The organism is Actinopolyspora lacussalsi subsp. righensis, from assembly GCF_900116555.1.
Classification (GTDB): domain Bacteria; phylum Actinomycetota; class Actinomycetes; order Mycobacteriales; family Pseudonocardiaceae; genus Actinopolyspora; species Actinopolyspora lacussalsi.
This window is the reverse complement of the sequence record NZ_FPAT01000002.1, coordinates 91,548-113,970: the sequence shown is the minus strand read 5'-3', so window position 1 is coordinate 113,970 and position 22,423 is coordinate 91,548. Positions and strand designations below refer to the sequence as shown.

The 22,423-nt window shown below is 68.4% G+C and carries 18 protein-coding genes; 4 read left to right on the top strand and 14 right to left on the bottom strand.

Features of this window, described 5'->3' with window-relative positions; genetic code table 11:
* Positions 1-202 precede the first annotated feature (202 nt).
* Together BM394_RS04010 and BM394_RS04005 are read left to right on the top strand one after the other, a co-directional pair.
* Positions 203-1,273: an SIS domain-containing protein gene (locus BM394_RS04010; RefSeq protein ID WP_092974025.1), complete on the top strand. Its 1,071-nt coding sequence runs from the start codon at positions 203-205 to the stop codon at positions 1,271-1,273.
* Between the two features lie 232 nt (positions 1,274-1,505).
* Entirely contained in the window at positions 1,506-2,516 is a 1,011-nt protein-coding gene (locus BM394_RS04005) for an N-acetylglucosamine kinase (RefSeq protein WP_245779955.1), read from the top strand.
* Positions 2,517-2,656: 140 nt separating this feature from the next.
* Here BM394_RS04005 and BM394_RS04000 read toward each other — a convergent pair whose 3' ends face one another.
* The 3 genes from BM394_RS04000 to BM394_RS03990 form a co-directional block, all read right to left on the bottom strand.
* On the bottom strand, positions 2,657-3,355 hold the full coding sequence (locus tag BM394_RS04000) for a DUF3159 domain-containing protein (protein ID WP_217643344.1): 699 nt from the start codon (positions 3,353-3,355) through the stop codon (positions 2,657-2,659).
* 78 nt (positions 3,356-3,433) lie between these two features.
* Entirely contained in the window at positions 3,434-4,186 is a 753-nt protein-coding gene (locus tag BM394_RS03995) for an ESX secretion-associated protein EspG (protein ID WP_092974022.1), read from the bottom strand.
* A 132-nt stretch (positions 4,187-4,318) separates the two neighbouring features.
* Positions 4,319-6,076 (bottom strand): hypothetical protein, encoded by a 1,758-nt coding sequence (locus tag BM394_RS03990; RefSeq protein WP_175529953.1) that lies wholly within the window; start codon positions 6,074-6,076, stop codon positions 4,319-4,321.
* Positions 6,077-7,015: 939 nt separating this feature from the next.
* On the opposite strand from BM394_RS03990, the gene BM394_RS03985 reads away from it, so the two are divergent.
* Positions 7,016-7,858: an SGNH/GDSL hydrolase family protein gene (locus BM394_RS03985; protein ID WP_092974015.1), complete on the top strand. Its 843-nt coding sequence runs from the start codon at positions 7,016-7,018 to the stop codon at positions 7,856-7,858.
* Between the two features lie 377 nt (positions 7,859-8,235).
* On the opposite strand, the gene BM394_RS03980 is transcribed toward BM394_RS03985, so the two are convergent.
* The gene (locus tag BM394_RS03980; RefSeq protein WP_092974012.1) at positions 8,236-11,136 is read right to left on the bottom strand and encodes an AfsR/SARP family transcriptional regulator; all 2,901 of its coding nucleotides are present in this window, start codon (positions 11,134-11,136) and stop codon (positions 8,236-8,238) included.
* A 310-nt stretch (positions 11,137-11,446) separates the two neighbouring features.
* Between BM394_RS03980 and BM394_RS03975 the strand changes: the two genes are divergently transcribed.
* The gene (locus BM394_RS03975; RefSeq protein ID WP_245779954.1) at positions 11,447-12,481 is read left to right on the top strand and encodes an ADP-ribosylglycohydrolase family protein; all 1,035 of its coding nucleotides are present in this window, start codon (positions 11,447-11,449) and stop codon (positions 12,479-12,481) included.
* A 36-nt stretch (positions 12,482-12,517) separates the two neighbouring features.
* On the opposite strand, the gene BM394_RS03970 is transcribed toward BM394_RS03975, so the two are convergent.
* The 10 genes from BM394_RS03970 to BM394_RS03925 form a co-directional block, all read right to left on the bottom strand.
* A complete protein-coding gene (locus BM394_RS03970; protein WP_092974009.1) occupies positions 12,518-12,910 on the bottom strand; it encodes an ectoine synthase in 393 nt (130 codons plus the stop codon).
* A gap of 120 nt (positions 12,911-13,030) precedes the next feature.
* Positions 13,031-14,278 carry a diaminobutyrate--2-oxoglutarate transaminase gene (ectB, locus tag BM394_RS03965; protein WP_092974006.1) on the bottom strand — a complete coding sequence of 416 codons (1,248 nt, stop codon included), beginning with the start codon at positions 14,276-14,278 and terminating at the stop codon, positions 13,031-13,033.
* A 144-nt stretch (positions 14,279-14,422) separates the two neighbouring features.
* Complete coding sequence (gene ectA / locus BM394_RS03960) at positions 14,423-15,007, bottom strand: diaminobutyrate acetyltransferase (RefSeq protein ID WP_092974003.1); 585 nt, start codon at positions 15,005-15,007, stop codon at positions 14,423-14,425.
* A 406-nt stretch (positions 15,008-15,413) separates the two neighbouring features.
* Positions 15,414-16,166 (bottom strand): S1 family peptidase, encoded by a 753-nt coding sequence (locus BM394_RS03955; protein WP_217643342.1) that lies wholly within the window; start codon positions 16,164-16,166, stop codon positions 15,414-15,416.
* A 442-nt stretch (positions 16,167-16,608) separates the two neighbouring features.
* Positions 16,609-17,385: an SAM-dependent methyltransferase gene (locus tag BM394_RS03950; RefSeq protein ID WP_245779952.1), complete on the bottom strand. Its 777-nt coding sequence runs from the start codon at positions 17,383-17,385 to the stop codon at positions 16,609-16,611.
* Positions 17,386-17,767: 382 nt separating this feature from the next.
* On the bottom strand, positions 17,768-19,366 hold the full coding sequence (locus BM394_RS03945; protein WP_092973998.1) for a CocE/NonD family hydrolase: 1,599 nt from the start codon (positions 19,364-19,366) through the stop codon (positions 17,768-17,770).
* Positions 19,367-19,692: 326 nt separating this feature from the next.
* Positions 19,693-19,956: a GlsB/YeaQ/YmgE family stress response membrane protein gene (locus BM394_RS03940; protein ID WP_092973995.1), complete on the bottom strand. Its 264-nt coding sequence runs from the start codon at positions 19,954-19,956 to the stop codon at positions 19,693-19,695.
* Between the two features lie 178 nt (positions 19,957-20,134).
* Positions 20,135-20,731, bottom strand: coding sequence for a hypothetical protein (locus tag BM394_RS03935; protein WP_139235129.1), 597 nt, complete (start codon positions 20,729-20,731; stop codon positions 20,135-20,137).
* A gap of 124 nt (positions 20,732-20,855) precedes the next feature.
* Positions 20,856-21,566 carry a hypothetical protein gene (locus BM394_RS03930; protein ID WP_092973989.1) on the bottom strand — a complete coding sequence of 237 codons (711 nt, stop codon included), beginning with the start codon at positions 21,564-21,566 and terminating at the stop codon, positions 20,856-20,858.
* Positions 21,556-22,089 carry a hypothetical protein gene (locus BM394_RS03925; RefSeq protein WP_092973986.1) on the bottom strand — a complete coding sequence of 178 codons (534 nt, stop codon included), beginning with the start codon at positions 22,087-22,089 and terminating at the stop codon, positions 21,556-21,558. The genes BM394_RS03930 and BM394_RS03925 overlap by 11 nt, the downstream gene beginning before the upstream one ends.
* Positions 22,090-22,423 lie beyond the last annotated feature (334 nt).

The following is a 22,423-nucleotide window of genomic DNA, read 5'->3' as shown; positions in this document are numbered from 1 at the left end:
TCAGCACTACCGATTCCAGCATGCCGGAGTTTCACGGCACAGTAGGAATCGCATCCCGCCGCCCCCTTGTCGATATGCCCGGGGTCACAACCCGTCGTGCGGCCCGCGAGTTCGGTGGACAAGCGGGGCTGTCGGCCCGCCGGAGCTATCGGTAGCATTGGTCTAGACCGAAATTCTCGCACGACCACGAACGGACCACGACATGAGCGAGGACCCCGGAGCCGGGGCCGACGAGCGGACTCAGCATCCCGGCAGGCACATGAGCGCCGAGATCGCCGAACAGCCCGCGGTGTTCGACGGCCTGCTCGGCAACCGCCCCGAGCTGGCCGAGGTCGCCCGGCGCATAGCGGAACGCAAACCCCGCTTCGCGCTGCTGGCCGCACGCGGCTCCAGCGACCACGCGGCGCTGTACGCCAAGTACCTGGTCGAGGTGCTGCTGCAGCTGCCCGCGGGACTGGTCTCCCCGTCGACCACCACGCTCTACGACGCCCGGCCCGATCTGAGCGAAGTACTGCTGATCTCGGTCAGCCAGAGCGGCGGCTCCCCCGACATGCTGGAAGTCACCCAGGCCGCGCGTCGCGACGGCGCCACCACCGTGGCGGTGACCAACAACCCGGACTCCGCCCTGAACCACGCCGCCGAGCTCTCGGCGGACATCCGCGCGGGTACCGAGCGGGCCGTGGCCGCCACGAAGACCTACAGCGCTACGCTGCTCACGCTGTACCTGCTGATCGACGCGATACGCGGTGGGAAGGCGGAACGAGCCAGCGAGCTGCCCGAGCTGGCCCGGCGCGCCCTGGAGCCCTCGGACGAGCTGGACGAGGCGGTACGGCGCTACCGCTTCGCCGACCGGATGCTGACCACCGGGCGGGGCTACTCCTCGGCGACAGCGGCCGAGGCGGCGCTCAAGCTCGCCGAGACCAGCTACCTCTCGGCACGGGCCTACAGCGGAGCGGACCTGCTGCACGGCCCGGTCGCGGCCGTGGACTCCGAGACCGCTGTGCTGGCGCTGTGCAGCGCCGGGAAGGGCGGGACGGCCATGAACGAGGTGCTGAGCACGGTGCACGAGCGGGGAGCCGACATCTGCGCGATCGGTTCGGCCGCGGCGGGCATGCCCTGCGCCCACAGCATCGGTCTGCCGGAGACTCCCGAGGAACTGGCCCCGCTGCTGGAGGTGCTGCCGGTGCAGCGGCTGGCCCTGGCACTGGCGCTGGAGCGGGGAGCCGACCCGGACAGCCCGCGCGGGCTGAACAAGGTGACCCGCACCCGGTGACACACCGGAGCGGGACGTGGCGGAATCCACCTCGCCGAGCCAGGATCACCACATCGCGGATTCGTGGCCGCACAACACGACCTCGCGTACCCGCACCGGAGCCGATCACCCGGCGGTACCACCTCGAACACCGAAAAGCCCGCCTCACCGAGGGGGCGGGGGTGAGACGGGCACCGTCAGGCTACTCCGATCAGCGCAGCGCGGGGAGCACCGGGTTCGGAGGGGAACAGAGTTGACCGATATCGACGACGCGGCCGGTCCGCTGCTGCTCGGGCTCGACGTGGGTGGCACTTCCAGTCGTGCGTTGCTCACCGACACGAGCGGACGAACGCTCGGAACCGGGCACGCGGGTGGCGGCAACCCCAACACCCATCCCCCCGAGCGGGCCGTCGAACAGGTCGCACGTGCCGCCCGGACCGCGCTGTCGGACACGGTTCCGGAACGCGTGAGCGCGGCGGTGCTGGGGATGGCCGGGATCAGCAAGCTCACCGACCCGGTCGTCTCCGGGCTGTTCGAGCAGGCCTGGCGCACCTTGGGTCTGAGCTGTGCGGTGCGGACCGTCAGCGACAGCGAGGTCGCGTTCGCGGCGGGCACCGCCGAACCCGACGGCACCGTGCTGATCGCGGGAACGGGTTCGATCACGGCTCGGATCGAGCGGCACCGCCTGGAACGCACGATGGGTGGTTACGGCTGGCTGCTCGGCGACGAGGGATCGGCGTTCTGGCTCGGGCGCGAGGCCGTGAGCACGACACTGCGTGCGCTCGACCACGGCGAGGAGCGGCACGACCCGCTGGTGGCCTCGGTGCTCGGTGAGCTGCTTCCGGGAACGGCGACGGCGGCCGACCCCGATCCGGTGCTGGTGCGCAGGCTCGTCGCGCTGCTCGGCAACGGCCCGCCGACACGGTTGGCCGAGCTGGCGCCGCTGGTCACCGCCTCGGCCTCGGAAGGAGGCGGCAAAGCCGCGGAGATCCTGGCGAAGGGGGCGCGGTTGCTGGCCGCCGACGCGCTGTCGGTGCGGAAGGAGCCCGACGAGTCACCGATCGTGCTGGCCGGGAGCCTGCTCTCCGGCGAGGGAACGCTCGACGAGGCCGTGCGACGGGAACTGCGCGCCCGGAGCGCCGCGCCGCTGGCCAAGGCGGGCCCCGGCGCCGCCGGAGCGGCGTGGTTGGCGGCCGAATCGCTGGTCGACGACGAGCACGCGCGGTGGCTGCACGGCAGGTTGTTGGGGCCGGAAACCCGCTGACCGGCGATTACCGCTGACCGGGAGCGATCCGCGAGCGGTTTCACCGTCCTCGCGCGAGAGGAACGGTCGCGGCTCGGCCCCGCACCATCGGAGTTCCAGCGGGCGGAGTTCCAGCGGGCGGAGTTCCAGCCAGCGGAGGTCTAGCGACCGGAGATCCGGCGCACCACGTCCTCCGGGCCGCGGGCGTGCCGGATACCGGGGTGGTCCGGCGGAAGCGTACGCCGCAGCACCCACCAGCTGGCCACGACGCAGAGCACCACCAACGGCCAGGTCAGTACCACCTGGGCGATGCTCAACGGCACCACGGCGTTGATCATCCAGAGCGGAATGAACACCACCAGCCGCGTGACGTACTGTCCGACCCAGACCCAGCTGGCCCTGCTGTAGGCACGCAGCAGATCGGGATCGCGCCGCCACCGCGTGCGCTGCCCCAGCAGCGTGCCCACCACCAGCCCGAGCAGTGGCCAGCGCACCGCGATACTGATCATCCAGGCCAGTCCGCTGGCCGCGTTGGAAGCCAGCCGAACGAGGTAGAAATCGATCGCCTGCCCGGTGCGCAGCGCGATGATCGACCCCACCAGCACGGCGAGCAGGCTGAACAGCACAGCCAGCGGACGCGCACCGCTCAGGAGTCGCCAGACACCGATCACGACTCCCACCGCGACGGCGGAGATCCCGGCGGCGGCTACGGACTCACCGCTGAGCACCCACCCCAGCCCGAAGGCCACCGGTGGCAGGCTCGCGTCGAGCGCACTGGCCCGACCTCCCAGCAGCCGCAGCAACGAGTCGCGCTCGGTCCCGCTCGCTTCCGTACCGCGCCCGGTGCTGTCACTGTCCACGACTTAAGCCTGCCTTACCCGCGCCGCCGCACGCACACATCGATCGACGTGTGGTGCCTTACACCCGTGCTCGACGTCTCAACTTCCCCGGACCGAACGCAGTTGCTCCCCGAGCCGTGCGGCGATACCCCGCTGGTCGGCGGGTGCGCAGACGAGCGTCTCGTCCTCCTCCGAACGCCCGTAGCACATGGTGTAGCGACCGCGATCGGTGTCGAACCACGTCAACGTGGGCATGCGGAATCGATTGCCGTCCCCGCCGGTGCCCGCCACCACGAAGTGACCGAGACGGTACTTGTGCAGCCTCGTGATCTCCTCCACCTCGGAAGGTGAGTCCGCAGCGCCCGACACCCCCTCGGCGGAACGGTGTTCCGCGTCGCGCAGCAGCCGCAGCGACACACTGGTTTCCCGTCCCGGTCCGGGACGAGCGGGGGGAAGCAGCCGCGCGCATACCTCGGGCAGCGTTTCCGGCGCCATGAAGTCGAGCTGGAGCCCGCGAGCGGTGATCACGCCCGCGACCCCCACCTCCCCGGTGGCCACGGCTCGCGCCGCCATCCGTTGGCCGTTTCGGACGTCGAGCAACCCGGCGGCCGCGATCGAGGTCTCGGAACTGGACATCAGGTAGAGGGCGTCGGCCACTTCCGGCTCGGGCCGACCGTCCACGGCCAACCCCGCGGTCTCCAACTCACTCCAGACCCGCCGGACCACGTCCTCCCGCTCCGCCCGCGAGTCGGCGATGTCGGGAATCTCGAACGGATAGCGCCGCACATCGAGCCGCAGGTGCTCGCCAAGCACGTCCAGCGCGGGCAGCGAAAGAGTGATCGTGTCGACCATTCGGGGTTCCTAGTATGACTTTGTCGTCTCGGTTTGCGGGGTACGCGCTCGGTGGAACCTCTCGCGGCGAGAGCCGTACGAGAGGTTCCACCGAGGGAGAACTCACGGCAGGACAACCGGAGAATTCCGGTATCAAAAGCCCGGGTAGCCGGGCGGCCCCTCTCCGATTACCGGTGGTGCCACCAGCCGGTCGGACCCGAAGTCGGTGCCGTGGAGATCGTCCGCCTGCACCAGGAACCTCGGTTGTTCCTCGTCGTCGTCCCGGTTGTAGCCCTGCCCGCTGCGCAGCTCGTTCGTCCTGGGACGCTCCTCGCCACCCTGCTCGGCAGGATCCTGCTGGAACTTGCCCTTGGCGGTGTAGTTGGAGTTTCCGGATCCGGACCAACCACCGGAGCCCATGGGGCCGAATCCTCCGTCGGGGCGCGGTTCGTACCTGGGCGGTTGGGGCGTCGGAGCGGCCGAGGGCTCCGACGGCCGATTGCGGACGTCCCGGTCCTCCGGAACGGCCGCGAGCGGTCGCGGTGGGGGCTGCCGCGATTGGGGCTGCTGCGATTGGGACTGCCGCGGAGATGGGCGCGAGGGTGTCGCGGGGGCGCCCTCCGGAACGGACGGTGCCGCCGCGGGAGCGGGGAACGGAGCGCTCGAAGGTCCGGTGTTCCCGTTGCCAGGGGGTGGTTGGGGTGGCCGCGCGGGCTGTGCGGGCTGTGCCGGAGCAGGCTGCCCCGGCGGAGGGGTGGGAGGCATCGGCTGCCGTGGAGGTTGCGGCACTGGGAACGGCCCGCTGGCAGGATTCGCCGGTGGCCGTACCGGGGCCTGGCCCCCGTGCGGAGCATTCCCCCGGCGCGGCGGCTCGACGGGTGGCCGCGATCCGGGAGGCAGTGGAGCGGGAGGGGGTGCGCCGGGAGGGGGCGGCGCGGGTAACGGCCCGCTGGCGGGACCGGTCCGCGGCGCGGGCTGGCCCCCGTGCTCACGCGGCGGATGGGACGGCGGCATCGCCGCCGTGGGCCCGGGTTCGATGGTGGGGCCGGATTCGACAACAGGGCCGGACCGAGCGGCCGGCTGCTCCTGTGCCACGACGGGAGCGTGCCGCCCGGACTCCGCGATTTCGTCGGAGCCGTCCGTACCGTTCTCGACCGCGGACTCGTCGGAGGCGGACTGCTCCGACGGTAGGCCGAGGATGTCCGCCGCACTGCCCAGCGGCAGGGTGGGGTTTTCGTCCTCGCGTTCGAACCGCGCGGGTCCCTGCTCCGGGGCGGGGGAAGCCGTGGGCTCCCCGGCTTCCAGCGAGCCGGTCATCCCGGCGTGCCTTCCCCGCGATTGTTCCCGCTCCTCGGCGGAGTCACCGTCCCGTGGCGCGGATTCGTCCCGGTGAGTCGGTGCGGCGGCTGCCGCGGCAGGACGTTCCGCCGCGAGCCGCACGGCATCGGATGATTCGGGCTCCGGTTCGCCCCCCGCTTCCGGTGCGGCGTGCTGCTCGACATCACGACGCTGCTCGGTGGGAAGCGGTATGGCGCCGCTGAACGTGCCGTTGGCGGACTCGGATTTCCCCTGATGTGGTGGCATCTCGGGAGCGGCGTGGCGTCGCTGTTCACCGTTGTTGACCGCGTGCGGCAGTGGTAGCGATCCCGAGACGGGTTCGACGCGTGCCGGTGCCACCGCTCCCGCCCCGTCGAGCTCCCCCGAGATGGCGGCGCCCGCGTTCTCGGTCTGCTCGACCCGGCCCCTGGGCCGCCGCGGGGAGCGGGACCGTTCGTGCTCGAAACGCTCCAGCAGTCGGTCGAGGCGGCTGTACAGCGCGAGCGGGTCGGACTGGGCAGCGGCAGTGGCGAATTCCGCGCGCAGGTCGAACCGAGCCGCGGACCCGGCCGCCCCGGACGCCGAACCGGGCACCGCGGATCGGTGCTCGTGCGCGCGGTCGGGGTCGTTCGGCTGCGCGAAATCGGGCCGCACCGGTTCAGCGGCCGAGTTCGTACCGCGCGATCCCTCCGGCGGCGTCGTCCCGGTGGCGGGGGTAGCCGAGGGTGCGGAGGCAGGCGGCTGCTCCGACCGCGGAAACCCCGGCCGAGCCTCGTGCCGTTCCATCGACCCGGGCATCGGTTCCCGCGGACTCGTCACGACTCCCCCAGAGCTTCGATGCTGTCGGCAGACACACTCGCTCCGACGTCAGCAGGCATGCTTCGCGTTCCCCATTCAAGTGATCGAGGCAGCACCACCGACCACTTCCGCTCGTCGATATCCCCTTGATCGTCTCGTTTTCCCGCCGGACGTTAGCAGCCGCGCCGCGCGCGCGTGGAGTTTTGCTGTAACCGACGGAACACTATACCGACTCAACGATACGAAACGAACTGTTCAGCCGAACACAACCACCACTCACGAGTGGGAACACGGCGCACTCCGCGTGAGTGCCGCCGTGTGCCGTGGGGCCACGCTCGCGCCCCGTGCGTGGCTCGGCGCTCCCCAGGGGTCGGCGTCGATTTCCCGCGAAATCGCCGCGCCGCTACGACGCAGCGCCGAACCCCGACCACCCTCGCAGGCCGAGCCCCCACCACTCCCGCAATCGGCACCGCCGCGGGTTCTCCGGTGCGGCTCTCGCGAGGAAGGCCCGACGTTGTGTAGGTCGCTACCCGATGTCGGGCCTCCCCGCAGCGAGAGCCGTGCCAGAGGTTCCGCCAAGCGACCACCCACGAAAACCGAGACCGAACAGTGCCATAAGTGCCGTTGGTCACTGGGGCGGTCACCGACGCTGGCGTAGGTGACCAACCGAGGTCCAATGTGTTTTCCGGTTACGACACCGCGGGCGAAGACGAGCTAGTACGAAAGGCGGCCCCGATGAGTGAGGAGTCACCGACCTCGGGAAAGCGCGCACCGGAGAACGATGCCGGGAACGGGGATCGGGAGTGGCGGACGTTCGTGGCGATGGGTGACAGCTTCACGGAGGGGCTGAACGATCCGGCCCCCGACGGCGCGACTTTCCGGGGCTGGTCCGACAGGCTGGCGGAACGGCTGGCGACCGAGAACCCCGGGCTGCACTACGCTAATACAGCGGTTCGGGGGAAACTGCTCGACCAGATCCTGCGGGATCAGTTGCCACGTGCCGTGGAGATGCGGCCGGACCTCGCCGCGTTCAGCGCCGGGGGCAACGACATGATCCGACCGTTCGCCGACCCTGACGAGTTGGCGAGCCGGTTCGAGACCGCGGTGGCCGAACTGCGTGCGACGGGGGCGGACGTGTTGATCGGCACCGGTTTCGACACTCGGCGGACGGCGGTGATGCGGCTGGTTCGCGGCAAGGTCGGCACCTACAACTCACACCTCTGGGCGATCGCGCGGCGACACGGCTGCTATGTCGTGGACCTCTGGTCGATGCGGGTGTTACAGCATGAGCGTGCCTGGAGCGAGGACAGACTGCACCTGTCCCAGGAGGGACATCACCGCGTGGCGCTGCACGCCGCGGAGATCCTGGGGCTGCGCGTGGACGAGGACTGGCGGCAGCCGTTTCCTGCTCGGGCCGATCGCTCCTGGTCGGAACGGCGCGGTGCGGACCTGCGCTGGATCGGTGAACACCTGGGCCCGTGGGTCGGTCGGCGGCTGCGCGGCACGTCCTCGGGGGACGGCAGAGAACCCAAACGGCCCTCACCGCGCCCGCTCCAGGGCGCTTCGGAGCACGGCTGACCCGGACGCCCCCGGATCCGGGAAAGCACTACTGATCGCCGCCGGGGCGCAGCGGCGGTGGGTCGAACCGCCCGGCCCTCGGGACGGGCCGGGCGGGAACACGAGCGCGGACCCCGTGTCGTTGTGGAATCCCCCAGAACACGGAGTCCGCACCCACCCCCATGTCCTTCCCGGTGCCGAAGACGCCGGGAATAACCTGACCCCTTTGTTGCGGGCGGTGGACAACTCGACGGGTCGAGCTCTCCGCACCGCCCCTTCTCGGCCACTCACGACCCCCCGAGAGTCGCCGCGGTGCGATCGTGACCGGCACCGCAACGGCCGGCCGGAACGCACATTCACACGTTGGCAGGCACCACTAAGAGCACGCTAAACGCTGACTAAACGCCGGAACAGCGCCGCACCTCGGGTGCCTCGGTGGCGGCGGCACCCAGGCGCAACCGTTCACGCGGCTCCGCGGCACGCGGTGAGCCACCGGACTCGAAAATGGACAGTGCCGTCTCCCACCGCCGCCGAGCCACCTGGTGATCCTCGCGCAGCGAGGCGACATCACCCAACCCCAGATACGCCGCGGCCTGGCGCATGGTCGAGCCACAGCGCTGGGCCACTTCGAGCGCCTCCCCGTAGTAGCGCCGCGCGCTGTCGATCCTGTCCAGTTCGACACTCACTTCACCACAGTTGTTGAGCACCATGGCCAGAATTTCGAGATCGTCGGCTTCCCGGTAGCGCTTTTCGGCCTCGTGCAGGTATGCCAACGCCTCCGCACGGTTGCCGATCACCTGCTCCACCTGGGCCAGATTGTTCAGCGCTCCCGCTTCCCGGTACCGGTCCCCCAACGACCGGTAGGTCCGCAGCGCGTCCTCACAGTGCTGTCGCGCTTCCGAGTAGCGTCCCAACCGGAACAGCGCGCTGGCCATGTTGACCTGCGTCATGGCCAGCTCGCCGCGCTCGGACAGCTTGGTGGCGACCCGCTGCGACTCCGCGTAGTACTTCAGGGCCACCTCGGGGCTGCCCGAACGGGAGTGCACCACTCCGAGCCCGGCGAGCATCAGTACCGTGCCGGTGTCGTCGCCGATGTGACGCGCCGACTCGAGTCCTCTGGTGTAGATGGTGACCCATTCCTCCCAGGGACACCGAACCATGAGGTAGTTGAACTGCAGGCGCACCAACCACCAGGCCATCCGGTGCCATCGCCGGTCGGCGGCCGTGTCGATGGCGGTCACCAGGTTGGGCCATTCGGCGTCGAACCACTCCAGTGCCTCGGCCCTGCCGGTGATGTCCGGAACCTCCCACTCGGTCGCCGAGAAGTCCAACTCGTCACGCGGTGGGCGCAGGAACCTCCTGGCGTGGTCGGCGGCGGTGAGGTAGTGCTCCAGCAGTCCGCGCAGCGCGGTCTCCGACTCCTCCCCGGTTTCGTCGGTGGCGGCGAACACGAGTTCGCGCGCGTAGACCCGCAACAGGTCGTGCATCGCGAACCGGTCCGGTCTGGGCTCGCTGACCAGGTGGGCCAGTGTCAGCGCTCGCAGTCTGCGACGAGCCGTCTCGGAGTCGGTGCCGCACAGTGCGGCCACCGCGTGCGCGGTGAAGGTGTGGCCGGGAACCAACCCCAACAGCCGGAAGGTCCACGCCTGACTGGGGTGCAGGTTGCGGTAGGAGATGTCGAAGGCACGACGGACGCTGATGTCGGTGTCGTCGATGTCGAGTCCGGTGAGCCGGTTGTGCTCGTCGGTGAGCTCGCCGACGAGGTCGTCCACCGCGCGGCCCGGGTTGGCGGCCAGTCGCGCGGCGGCGATGCGCAACGCCAGTGGCAGGCCGCCGCACAGGTCGGCGAGTTTCCGCGCGGCCTGCGGCTCGGAGCGGGATCTGCCCGGCACACCGGCCCTATCCAGCAGCTCCACGGCAGCGGTGGTGGGCAGGCTCTCCAGCGGCAACGCCCTGGCCCCGCTGCGCACCACCAGACCGTCGAGCCGTTTCCTGCTGGTGACCAGCACGAGCGAACCGTCGCTACTGGGTAACAGCGGACGCACCTGGTCGGCGTCCCTGGCGTCGTCGAGCAGGATGAGCACGCGGCGCCGCGCCAGCTGCGAGCGGTACAGGGCCACCCGTTCGTTCAGGTCGATCGGTATGGCGTCGTCGGCGATCCCCAGGCTCTTGAGGAAACCGGTGAGCACTTCGCCCGGTGAGAGTGGCGAACGCTCGTAGTCGAACCCACGCAGCGAGGCGTAGAGCTGGCCGTCCGGGAATCGATGCGCGACGCGGTGCGCCCAGGTCACCGCCAACGCGCTCTTGCCGATTCCGGCGGTTCCGGTGATGGCGGCGAGCACGCTGGCGGAGTCGCTATCCTGTTCGGACAGCATCCGGTCCAGCGCCGCCGATTCGGTGGCCCTTCCGACGAAACCGGCCACGGGCGGAGGTAGTTCCGCCGGTTGTATCGGGGTCACGTCACTGGCGGGGGTGATGGAGCCTGCCACGGCACGGTTCGGGGCGGCCAGTGTCTCGTCGTCGCGCAGCAGTCGTTCGTACAGCGAGCGCAGTTCCGGCCCCGGATCGATGCCGAGTTCGTCGGCCAGCAGTTCCCGCAACGTGTGGTAGCAGGACTGGGCCCTGGCCCGTTGTCCGGATCGGTAGTAGGCGAGCATCAACTGGCCGGTGAGCCGCTCGCGGAGCGGGTACTGCTCGACCAGTTCGGACAGCTCGACCACGACACCGTGGTGTTCGCCCAGTTCGAGGTCGGCCTCGATCCGCTCCTCCAGCGCCACCATGCGCAGCTCGTCCAGGTTGGGGGCGACCATGCGGTGCAGTCGCTCGGAGGAGATGTCGGAAAGCACCGGACCACGCCACAGCGTCAACGCGCGGGCCAACGTCCGGGAACGTTCCCGGGGTTCGAGGTTTCCGGCTTGGTTGACCAGGGCTCGGGCCCGGTGCGCGTCGATCCGGTCGCTGTCCACCTGGAGCAGGTAGCCGGGGGCACGGGTGACCAGTGCGGGATTCTCCGGATCCGCTGTCCCCGCTTCGGGGGTGAACAGCTTGCGGATACGCGACACGTAGCCGTGGATGATGGTCCGCGCCGTGGGCGGTGGTTGCTCCCCCCAAAGAGTGTCGATCAATCTGTCCATCGACACGACCTGGTTCGGTTCGAGCAGCAAGCAGGCCAACGCACTGCGCATCGCCGAGTTGCCCAACGGCTGCAGTCGCCCGTCGTGACGCACTTCGAGCGGCCCGAGTAGTCCGAACTCGTAGCCGCTCTTCGGGTGCTCGGCCAGGTTGTCGTGCGGTGGCATATCCCCCCGAAGCTCGATCCCACGTTCGCGTACATCTTTCCCGGTTCCGTGACAGCGGCCGCAGGGTGCCGCCCTACGCACAAACGTCCCGAAACCGATCCACGTTAACCACTAAAACCGACAAACGTGTTCGGATTCACCTGGCTTCACCCCAACAGACTAAGATCAACTTTTATTATTCGACGAATGTCACGATCTGTGAGCAAACTCCGCCGTGCAATTGCACAGATCGCTGCCAAGTGGCTGTGGCGGGCCAGTAGAGTCGGGTGAGGATCAGAACGCGCGCAAGACCACTGTGGAGGTATCCCGGGTGTCGACGTCGTCCACGGTGGTGGATCGTGCCGTGGGGTGCTTGCTCGGTGCGGCGCTGGGCGACTCCCTCGGAGTTCCGGTCGAGTTCGAGGAGCACGGTGACATCCGTGCGCGCTACGGCCCCGACGGAGTAACCGAACCACCACCGCAGGCGCTACTCGGCGACGCCGCGCAGATGCTGCTGTTCACCGGCGAGGGATACCTGCACGCCTGGGCGACCGGCAACCACGGCGGCCGGTGGCGCCCGGTGGAAGCCACGGGCGCCGCCTATCGGCGGTGGCTGCTGACGCAGCAGGAGGACAAACCGCACTACGGGGCGACGGGCCTGTTGGCCGAGCCGGAGCTCTACGTGAACCGCTCCCCCGGGCTGACCAGCCTGCGCGCGCTGCAGGAGGACCTGCTGGGAACTCCCGAGGAGCCGATCAACAGTTCCAAGGGGTGTGGCGCGGTGGACCGCGCGGCCGGAGCCGGCTTCGCTCCCACCGTCGAGATGTCCTACACACTGGGCTGCCAGTTCGGCGCGCTGACCCACGGCGCCCCCGGAGGGTGGGCGGCGGCGGGAGCCATGGCCGCGCTGATCCACCTGCTCGCGGTGCAGGGCAGGCGAATTCCGCAGGCGGTGGACCAGGCGGCGGGCAGAGTGCTGCGGGAGGACGGCGAAACGGCCACGGGACTGGCCGACGCGGCGACTCTCGCCCGCATCGACGTGCGCACGGCGTACGTCCAGCGGCTGGGACAGGGTTGGGTCGGCCCGGAGGCGTTGGCCATCGGGGCCTACTGCGCGCTGGCCCTGCCCAAGCGCGAACAGTTCCGCGACGCGCTGTGGCTGGCCGCCAACCACTCGGGACACAGCGACACCACGGCGGCCATCACCGGGGCTATCCTGGGCGCCAGGCACGGCACCGCCGCACTGCCGCGAGACTGGCTCAACCGGCTGGAGCTGGCCGACGTGATAGAGCGCATCGGACACGACCTCGGCGCGTCCTGCGTGGGCGAGAAGTTCAACGACCGGCGATACCTGACCCTGGGTTGAGGTCAGCCCGGGAAGGTCGTCAGGTGCCCTCGCGGTTCACTCCTCCTCGGTCACCAGGGGGTAGACCCCGTTCTCGTCGTGCACCTCCCTGCCGGTCACCGGCGGGTTGAACACGCAGACCGTGCGCATGTCGGTCCTGGGGCGCACCTGGTGCTTGTCGTGGTCGTCGAGCAGGTACACCGAGCCTGGCCCGAGGGAATGCGTCTCACCGGTGGCGTGATCGGTGATCTCGCCCTCGCCCTCGAACACGAACACGGCCTCGATGTGGTTGGCGTACCAGAACTCATTGACCGTGCCCGCGTACAGCGTCGTCTCGTGCACCGAGAACCCGGCCTTCTCCTTGGCGAGGATGATCCGTTTGCTGCGCCAGTTCTCGGTCCTGATGTCGGATTCGGTGTTCTCGACGTCCCGGACGGTACGAACGATCAAGTCTTCTCCTCGGTGTTTCGGGGTGGACGTTTCAGGGGCCGGACGCGGCGGGCGCCGTGCGCGGGAGCGTGTTCGCGCACGCCCCGGCTCGCGACGGGCGCTTCGGCGCCTGTGAGTGCTTCAGGCCAGTACCGAGCGCACGGAGTCCCGAATGATCCGGATCCCTCGCTCCAGCTCGTCCTCGGTGATCGTCAGCGGGGGCATCACCTTGACCACCTCGTCGCTGGGGCCGGAGGTCTCCAGGATCATCCCCCGATCGAAGGCGGCCTTGGAAACCTTGCCCGCCATCTCGGGCTCGGCGAAACCGAGGCCCCGTGCCAGGCCACGTCCCTTGGACAGCAGCCCGGGGTGGTCGGCGCAGAGCTCCAGCAGCGCCTCGCCGACGCGCTCGCCCTTGGCGAGGGTGGCGCGTTCCAGTTCGTCGTCGCTCCAGTACTGCCGCAGCGCCTCGGTCGCCGTGACCAGGGCGGGGTTGTTGCCACGGAAGGTGCCGTTGTGCTCGCCGGGTTCCCAGACGTCGTGCTCCGGCTTGATCAGGGTCAGCGCCAGCGGACTCCCGTAACCACCGATGGACTTGGACAGGCAGACGATGTCCGGCTCGATGCCCGCGTGCTCGAAGCTGAAGAACGGGCCGGTCCTGCCACAGCCCATCTGCACGTCGTCGACGATGAGCAGGATGCCGTGCCGCCCGCACAGCTCGGACAGTCCGCGCAGCCACTCGGCGCGGGTGTCGTTGATACCGCCCTCGCCCTGCAGGGTTTCCACGATCACCGCGGCGGGAGCGTTCAGGCCACTGCCGCTGTCCCGCAACAGCGACTCGAAGTAGAGGAAGTCGTCGACCTGGCCGTCGAAGTAGTTGTCGTAGGGCATCGGCGTGGCGTGCACCAGCGGGATGCCCGCCCCGCCTCGTTTCATCGAGTTGCCGGTGACCGAGAGCGAGCCCAGCGTCATGCCGTGGAAGGCGTTGGTGAAGCTGATGATCGACTCGCGTCCGGTGATCTTGCGTGCCAGCTTCAGCGCGGCCTCGACCGAGTTGGTGCCAGTAGGGCCGGGGAACTGCACCTTGTAGTTGAGCCCACGCGGTCGGAACAGCTTCTCGTCGATGGTGCGCAGGAACTCGCCCCTGGCGACCGTGGCCTGGTCGAGGCCGTGGTGTATCCCGTCGCGCTCGATGTACTCGATCAGTTTGCGCTTGAGCAGCGGGTTGTTGTGCCCGTAGTTGAGCGCGCCCGCCCCGGCGAAGAAGTCGAGGTAGGCGTTCCCGCTCTCGTCGTAGAGCCAGCTGCCCAGCGCGCGGTCGAAGGTCGCGGGCCAGGTTCGGCTGTAGCTGCGGACTTCTGATTCCTGGGTTGCGAAGACGTCTTTCACGATCCTCCGTTCGGTCCGGTTCGAAGCGCTCGTGACGCCTCGCCCGCCGGGCCGGTTACGTGTCGCGCCGTGCGGTGACACGGCTGGATGGTTCGCGGCTCGGGTTTCACCGCGAACCGGGTCGGGTTTGTGGGGCGTGGAGCCTCACGAGACGGACGCCGCGAGAGTGCCGTGTGCCGTGGCACCGTCAGCGGCGAACGGTCCGATGCGGTAGAGGTCCTCGCCGATGTGTGAGTCCGGGAACAGCTCGGCCGGGAACAGCGGGCTCACCTCGAGCGGAGCGCCGCGGTCGCGCGCCAGCGCGGAGAAGAGGTTGATCGAGGCCGCGTTGTCGGCGGTGATGGTGGTTTCCAGGTAGCGGATACCGTCCCGCGAGGCCGTGTCGAGCAGCCGTTCCAGCAGGCGACTCGCCACGCCGTGGCCGCGCAGCGCGGCGTCGACGCCGATCTGCCACACCACGAGGGTGTCCCCGGCGTCGGGCCGGACGTATCCGGTCACGAAGCCCACCACTCCGTCGTGCGAACGCGCCACCAACGAGGTGGTCGCGAAATCGCGACACCACAGCAGGTAGGCGTAGGGGGAGTTGACGTCCAGCACCCCCGAATCACGCGTGATCCGGTACAGCTCCGGGCCGTCCGCGACGGCCGGAGTGTCGATCTCCACCCGCCCGGCTGACCCACTCACGCCATCGGACCGTGCGCCACGATGGCCAGGTTTTTCGCCGGTCATGTCTCACGAAACTAACCACGCACCGGTGAAATCGCCAGGCGAGAAAAGATCGACATTTCCTCCACCAGGCGCGAAGCAAAATACCCCGTGACAAGCACAACAAATTTCTTGCGACGCCGAGAAAGAATCGCTAGCAGCGATTCACTCCACCTCTGAAGAGGCCAATATCAGCGCCATGAACTGCGAAAACAACGAAACGATCTATTTTTCGCGCCGAATACGATCACGATCTCACCCTGTGATCGATTTCGTCGGTCACGATGCACCGAGACTTCGGCAGCGGTCAATGCCCGAACCCGAAGCGACACGGAAAGAAGTCGCCCCACGTGTGCTTCCAGACACATTTCCCCGCCGCCGTGAACGGCGACGGGGAAACCGGGTGTAGCCACGACGGGAGGAAGCCGCGTCACACGCCCGCCAGGGAACCGATCCAGCTGCTGTAGCGAGTCACGTTGGTGTAGGCGGTACGCGAGGAGCGGTCGCTGGTGGAAGCCACTCCCACCTGCACGTAGTCACCGTCGGCGGCGGTGGCGAACATCGGGCCGCCGGAGTCACCGCCCGCCGGGATGCCGTCACCGCGGTAGGCGCAGATCGCGGTACCGCCGCGGTAGTCGGAGCAGGAGGTGTCGGTCACGGTCACGTCGGCGACCTTCAACCACTGGGACTGGCATTCGATCTCGGGACGGTCGGTGCAGGTGGCACCCCAGCCGTAGGTCTGCACGGTCTCGCCGACCTCGGCGGCACCCGGGGCGCCGATCGGGGCGTACTCGACGTCGACCGAACTGCCCACATTGACCAGTGCCAGGTCCGCGCTGGGATGGACGTGCACCCCGCCCGGCACCGCGAACACCTCACGGCCCTGGGTCTGGTCGAGGCTGCCCACTCGGAAGCTGACCTGATTGGCGCCCTGGACACAGTGCTGTGCGGTGAGTACCCACTTCGGACCGATCACCGAGGCGCTGCACGCCTGCCTGCCGTCGGCGAACATCCGCGCCGCCCACGGGGCGTCGTCGGCGTAACCACCGTCGATGATCATCGTCTCCGGGCCGGAGTCGTCGTTGGCGACCGGAGCGGAGACGGCTGCCTGGGCCGGAGCGGCCATGCCGACCGCGATCAGCGCGGCGGCGGCAGTCCGGGTGAAGATTCTTGCTAGTGACAAGCTGGGGCTCCTTTTGGGACAGCAGCTGTGTCGCTGCGTGATCAGGACGCATCCCAAAGTCACCCGATCGAGTAGCAAAATCAATAAATTGGTCACTAATCGCCAACGCGGTACGTGGCTTGGTAACCACTCGAAGCCGGGCTGCCCTCGACCGTTCCGAACCGGACCCGGCGCCGGGCTGCCCCCACGAACCGCGCACGTGTCCCCCGCTCGTGCCTCGGGCGCCCGCTCGGCGCGGCGTCGATCTCTCACGAAATCGCCGGGCAGCCCGTCGAGACGCGACCATGAGCGCGGCAGCGGGCTCGTCCCCGGTGCGTGAGTCGGATGCATCGCGAGGCCGGGCCGCTCGCCGCGTAGGTCGCTACTCAAGAGCCGGCCCAACGCCGCAAGGCGCCGACTCACGTGACGGCTACCCGACCAGCTACACAACGGGAGTACAAGTTCAAGGAAGGTAGCCGAGCGCTCCTACCGCGTTGGCGGAGGCGGTGGCGTCCTGCTGGGCGTTGATGTCCGGCTCCGGCCGCCACTGCGGCAGCGGGACCAGTCCGGGCTCGACCAGCGAGTAGCCGGGAAGCAGCTCGCGGATCCGCTCGATCTCACGCACGGCCAGCGGCGTGCGGGTTCCCTGGTAGGCCGATTCGCTGTGGCGCACCTGCTCCTCGGTCATCGTCAGCGGCGTGCTGTGCGAGACGGCCAGGTAGCTGCCCGGCACGCAGTTGTCCCGGTAGGCGGCCACGAGCGAGGCGGGGTCGTCGGCGTCCGGAACGTAGGGCAGGATCGACACGGCCAGCACCGCGACCGGTCGGGTGAAGTCGAGCAGCTCGGTGACCTCCGGTGCCGAGAGCACCGTCTCCGGCTCCCGGATGTCGGCCTGAGTGACGGTCACATTGTCGACTCCGCGCAGCAGTTGCCTGGCGTGCGCCACGACCTCGGGCTCGACATCCACATAGGCGACTCGTGCGTCGGAACGGCACCGGCGGGCTATTTCGTGCACATTCCCGACGGTCGGCATTCCCGATCCCAGATCCAGAAACTGATCGATTCCGCGATGGCTCAGAAAACGGATCAATCGTCCGAGAAAAGCCCGCGTCGCACGTGCGTAAACCCGGGCCTCGGGCACATCGGCAACCAGCCGGTCGACGGCCTGCCTGTCCGCCGCGAAATTGGCTGTACCCCCGAGGTAATAATCGAACATGCGTGCGGCATTGGGGCGCTGCATGTCCACGCCCCTGACCTGCAGATCTCCCGATATGCGCCTTAAGGGTCTTCTCGGTGGCTCATCATCGGCACCTTCGCGCTGTAACGCGTCCGGTGGACGAACATCCGTCATATACGCCACGGTACAGCCGAAGAGGGCGATTGTGGAGCAGTGTTCCCGCCCGTGGCGAAAACATACCGCGAACAGCGAGAAAAACTTCGTTGCGCTACTTTTTGGACACTATTCGTATTCGATCGAATCCTGATAGCACAACCGAACGGATCCGAACAGTTCAGTCGGTTTTTCGGATCGGTTTTCGGCCGGTCACAGTGGTGCCCGCACCATCCGACACGGGCACCACCGGAGAGCCGAACAGCAGGCGCTCGTGGGAGCGGAAACGGTGTCAACCCACCGGAATTCGCAATTTGGCCGGCTGTTCGGCCGAGGAACCGAACGTCACCTCGCCACCGGAGCTCTCGTCGCGGTAACGAGCGTCCACGGTGTCGACCACCAGCACCAGCCGGTGCCCCTCGTCCACCTGCCAGGAAGTGGGTTGCAGCGAGATGTCCACCCGACTCCGTACCCCGGGGGAATCATTACGCAGTGTCACTGGCTTGTGGCTGATGAGGCTTCCGTTGCCCGCGGGTCCGACGTCGTAGAGGTAGGCGAACAGCGACACGCTCTCGTCCTCAGGGGTGACGTTCACCCGCAGTCGCGGGGTTCCGGTGACGTTGACGCCGTCCGCGTAGGGCTCGGTCGCCCACACCGCGGCGTCGTCCCGGTCCACGAACGGCACCGAGACTCCGACCGGGATCCGCGCGTAGCCCTGCAGCGCGCCACTGACCAGGACGAGGCCACTGTTGGCCAGGGTCGGATCGCCGCTGTCGATCGAATGCCGCCACCCGGTGTCGCTCTCGGTGCTCAGCCCGCCGGTCTCGGGTGCGAACAGGTGCCGCCGGGTGGGTTCGGTGAGTTCGCGGGTGGAGGTGTGGTCGGTGACCGACTGCCAATCGGGGTAGCGCTTCCAATCGGAGCCGTTCGACGGCTGGATCTCCACGGCGCTGTCGGCCATTCCCTCGTCCACACCGCGCAGCTGCTGGTCGAACCAGCGGGCCGCGGTGTCCCAGATGTGGTTGGGCAGGCCCGCCGCCCCGAAGAGCTCGGCCGTGGCGTGGTCACCGGGAGCGAGCATGAGCCGCTTGGGGCCGTTCAGGCCGCTGAACAGGTCGGTGATCTGCTTCGGCGGGAACAGCGAGTCCTGCCAGGAGTTGGCGAGCATCACGGCGGTGCCGTTGGCGTTGAGCTCGTCGATCTCGTTGATCGGGGAACGCTCCCCTGCCAGATGCAGCGCCTCCTCGGTGCGGTGCTCGCGGTAGGCGTTCTCCAGCTCGGTGAGGTCGTCGCCGAACCTTCCGGTGAGCTCGCCGACTCCCAGCAGCAGTTCCGCGCCGGAGGCGTTGACCGTGCGGTTGGGGTACAGCGAAGCCACGAGGTCGGCCCAGCCGCTCATGGCCGCTATCGCGTCCACCCTGGAGTCGGACGCGGCGGTCAGCGCGCTGATACCGGCGCCGTAGGAGATACCGGCCATGCCGACTTTCTCGTCCCCGGCGGAGGTGTTGGCCACGGCCCAGTCGATGACCTCGCTGGCGTCGGCGACGTCCTCCTCGCCCGCGACCTCGACCTCACCGCCGGAGGCGTAGAACCCACGGGCGGTGTAGCTGACGACCACGTAGCCCGACTCGTAGGCCAGCCGGGCGGCGGCCCCGACGTACTCGATGTTGGGGGTGGCCCAGCTGGCGGGCATGACCAGCAGCGGTCGTGGCTCGGCCGACTCGCCGGTGGGTTCGATGACTTTGGCTCGCAGCGTGATACCACCCGACCCGGGAATGCTCGCCCGGTGCACGGTCACCCCGTTCGTCTCGGCCGTGGCGGCCGGGGCGAGCAGGGAACCGCACAGTGCGGCGATGAGGGTCGCGGCGGCTGTCGAGAGTATTCGGCGCACCGTTGCCTGGCCCTTCCGGCCGCGACGGAGGGGCCGCCACGGCCTTGTGGTGATCCATCACACAGGCCGGTCAGTAGACACCGTTCTACTGACGAGTAGCAACAGTCGAGGTCGAAGTGCCCCGAAACGGACGATCCGATACCCCCGTTTCCCGGATTTGCCGGAAGGGCGGTATGTGGGACGCACGGCGTGCGAGAAGAGAGCGGGAGCCGTGCCACGACGTGGGCCGCAGCTGCTCCAGGAGCGGCCCGACGCCGCGAGGCACCGACTCGGTTACACAGTCACCCGATTGCCCGGCCTCCCACGCGAGGTGACCGACCGTGGGATCAGCCTCGGGATTTGTGGAAGACGAGGCGGTAGAGCAGCAGCAGGATCAGCGAGCCGAGCACCGCCCAGCCGAAGCTGGCGAGATTGAAGCCGGATATCCCGCCGCCGCCGAAGAAGGAGCTGCCCAGCCAGCCGCCGAGCAGACCTCCGACTATGCCGATGCCGATGGTCACGATGATGCCGCCGGGATCCTTGCCAGGAAGGATCAGCTTGGCCACTGCTCCCGCGATCAGACCGAACAGGATCCAACTGAGGATGCTCACGGCGAACTCCTTGTCGAGGGTGGGGTCTCTCCGCCTGTTCGATCACTACCCCGGTTGGTAATCACCCAAACGGAGCAGGCTCGATGGCATCACCGATCATCACAGTTCGGGTCACGGTTCAGGAGCACGGGGCCTGGCGTGTCGCCGATCGGCGGCACACCACGGCACGGTCGGGTTCTCACCCGTCGTGGGATCGGTTCCTGTCCGCTCGTGATGCCGTACCGGCGTGTCGGAAGACCAACCGCCATTCGTCCGCCACGAGTTCCTCCGCGTGCAACTCCCAGCCGTGAGCGGAGGCGGTATCGAGAATCTCCCCTCTGGACAGCGGAGCCAGTCTCTCCCGGCGCAGCACCAGTTCGGGCTCGGCCGCGCGAGCGCCGCGCAGCATGCGGCGCAGTCTCCAGCGCGCGAACGGGCGACCGCTGTCACGACCGACCGGGGCTTCCGCGGCTCCGTGCCGCCGTTCCCGCAGCGCTTCGCGGCTACCGGTGGGCCGGAATCCGAGATCGTGGTACTTCGTTCGCTCGAACAGGGTGAATCCCTCGTGCCGTCCCAGCTCGCGCAACATCTCGGTGGAGACCTTCTCGTAGTCGTCGGCGTCCAGCCACACCAGATCCGCCGAATCACGCCGCCCGTGCAGATCCTTCCGGGCGCGTTCGAGCTCGGGGCGCCACGGCTTGTTCGCATGGCGCACCAGGTGCACGGTGACCGCACCGAGCAGCATGACGCCCGGCAGCGGGGACATCACGAGGATGAGGGCTTCAAGGAGCTCCACGTAATCCACCTCCGGCTGTCTCCGTCGCGGAGGAGGTCATCCGCTCACCTTCCAGCCGCGCGGCGATTTCGCGAGAAATCGACGGCCGCCTCTTGGCCGCGAGGTACTGAACGTGGGAAGCGGTTCAGCTTCGCTCCGTGGTGTTGCTGCCCATCGTGGTGCTACTGCCCAGTGTGGTGTTGGTGCCCAGCGCCGCCGCGACGACGCGTTCGTAACCGGCCTTGTAGTCGGCCACGACCGCCGTACGTGCTCTGGCGGCACGGATCGTCGGCCAGAGTGACAGCGCGAAGACCACCGCCGAGACCGCCGAGACGAGCAGCAGCGTATCGGCCGCCTCGGGATTGCCGTCGCCCAGCGCCACCAGCGAGAGCATGAGCGTGACGAACGCGACCAGCGCGGGCAGCGAGGTGAGCCAGAGCAATCTGGCATAGCGACGACGCAGCCGCACGTGCTCGCTGCGCACGCCGTCGAGCACCGATTCGGACAGCACGTCCACTCCGGTCTCCCGCCGCACGCGTTCGGCCTCCAGCAGGGCGGCCTCGTTGCCGCGCAGCTCGTCCAGGCTCGGCCCTTCGATGAAGGTGGGGCCGAGGATGTGTGGGGCGGAAGTGGAGTCGGATCGTTCGAGCACGAGCCGGAACGTCCCTTCGTCGCCGCGCTCCATACCGGTGACCCGCCACCCCCGCTCCCGCACCAGACCGCGGTAGTGTCGCAGCGAGATCTTCTTCTCGCTGTAGGGGATGTCCACATAGGCCACACCGGCGAGGTTGATGCGCGCGTTCTCGAGGCGGCGCAGGAACTCCGCTTCGGTGGGGCTTCCCGCGTCATCCGTCATCGGCGAACAACCGCCTCTCGTCCTGCTCATGCTCAGTCGCGCCAGGGCGGAAGGTCAGTCGCCACTCGGTGTCGGTGATCTCCTCCGACTCGAACGACCAACCGTACTCGGCCGCCACCTCCAGAATCTCCGCCTTCGGCAACGCACCCAGCTGATCACGACGCAACGTCAGCGAGGAGTCGTCGACGGAAGCCCCGTCCAACCACTCCCGCAACAACCGCCGGTGCTTGCCCGACCCCATGCCACCGTGTGGTTCGATCCGTCCCTTCCAGGTATCCGGCACCTCACCCGGCTCTCCGTCGGAGACGACCGGACGCCGGAAGTTCATGTTCCTGCCAGTACTGCCCAGGAAGACGAACCCCTCGTGTTCGGCCAAGTCACGCATCATCTCGTCCGAGATCTTTGGATAATATCCGGACAGCAACGTGGAGGAACCATTCTTTTCCCGTGAAGCCAGATCAGCACGCAGCCGGGCTATGCGCGTCCCCAACGGCCTGAAACGCTCCCTGATCAACAGGATCATGCCGAATATAGGTATCAGCGCAAAAATCCCCGGAAGAACCCAAACCAGTACAAAAGATGTCAACGACTACTCCCCTTGTCCTGATTCACAGCAGCCCGGCCGGCAAGACACTACCAAGCCGATCATCTCGTTCGGGGCTGTTCGGTCGACTCTGCCGGGGCTCGTCACGCGGCGATTTCGCGAGAAATTGACGGGGAGCCGCCCCGCCCCGCACGGCGAGTGGGGGAGGGAGCCGCGCGAGGCGAGACGGCGGACGGGTCCACGGCGGAATGTCGGGGATCGTCGCCGTGGCCCGTGGTCAACGGGGCGGTTCGGTTGCCGTTCCGAGGTCGGC

Excerpts from the sequence above, each read along its gene's own strand:
- BM394_RS04010 (WP_092974025.1), top strand. The coding sequence starts at position 203 with ATGAGCGAGGACCCCGGAGCCGGGGCCGACGAGCGGACTCAGCATCCC.
- BM394_RS03995 (WP_092974022.1), bottom strand. The coding sequence starts at position 4,186 with ATGGTCGACACGATCACTCTTTCGCTGCCCGCGCTGGACGTGCTTGGC.
- BM394_RS03985 (WP_092974015.1), top strand. The coding sequence starts at position 7,016 with ATGAGTGAGGAGTCACCGACCTCGGGAAAGCGCGCACCGGAGAACGAT.
- BM394_RS03980 (WP_092974012.1), bottom strand. The coding sequence starts at position 11,136 with ATGCCACCGCACGACAACCTGGCCGAGCACCCGAAGAGCGGCTACGAG.
- ectA (WP_092974003.1), bottom strand. The coding sequence starts at position 15,007 with ATGACCGGCGAAAAACCTGGCCATCGTGGCGCACGGTCCGATGGCGTG.
- BM394_RS03950 (WP_245779952.1), bottom strand. The coding sequence starts at position 17,385 with ATGCAGCGCCCCAATGCCGCACGCATGTTCGATTATTACCTCGGGGGT.
- BM394_RS03930 (WP_092973989.1), bottom strand. The coding sequence starts at position 21,566 with ATGACGGATGACGCGGGAAGCCCCACCGAAGCGGAGTTCCTGCGCCGC.
- BM394_RS03925 (WP_092973986.1), bottom strand. The coding sequence starts at position 22,089 with ATGATCCTGTTGATCAGGGAGCGTTTCAGGCCGTTGGGGACGCGCATA.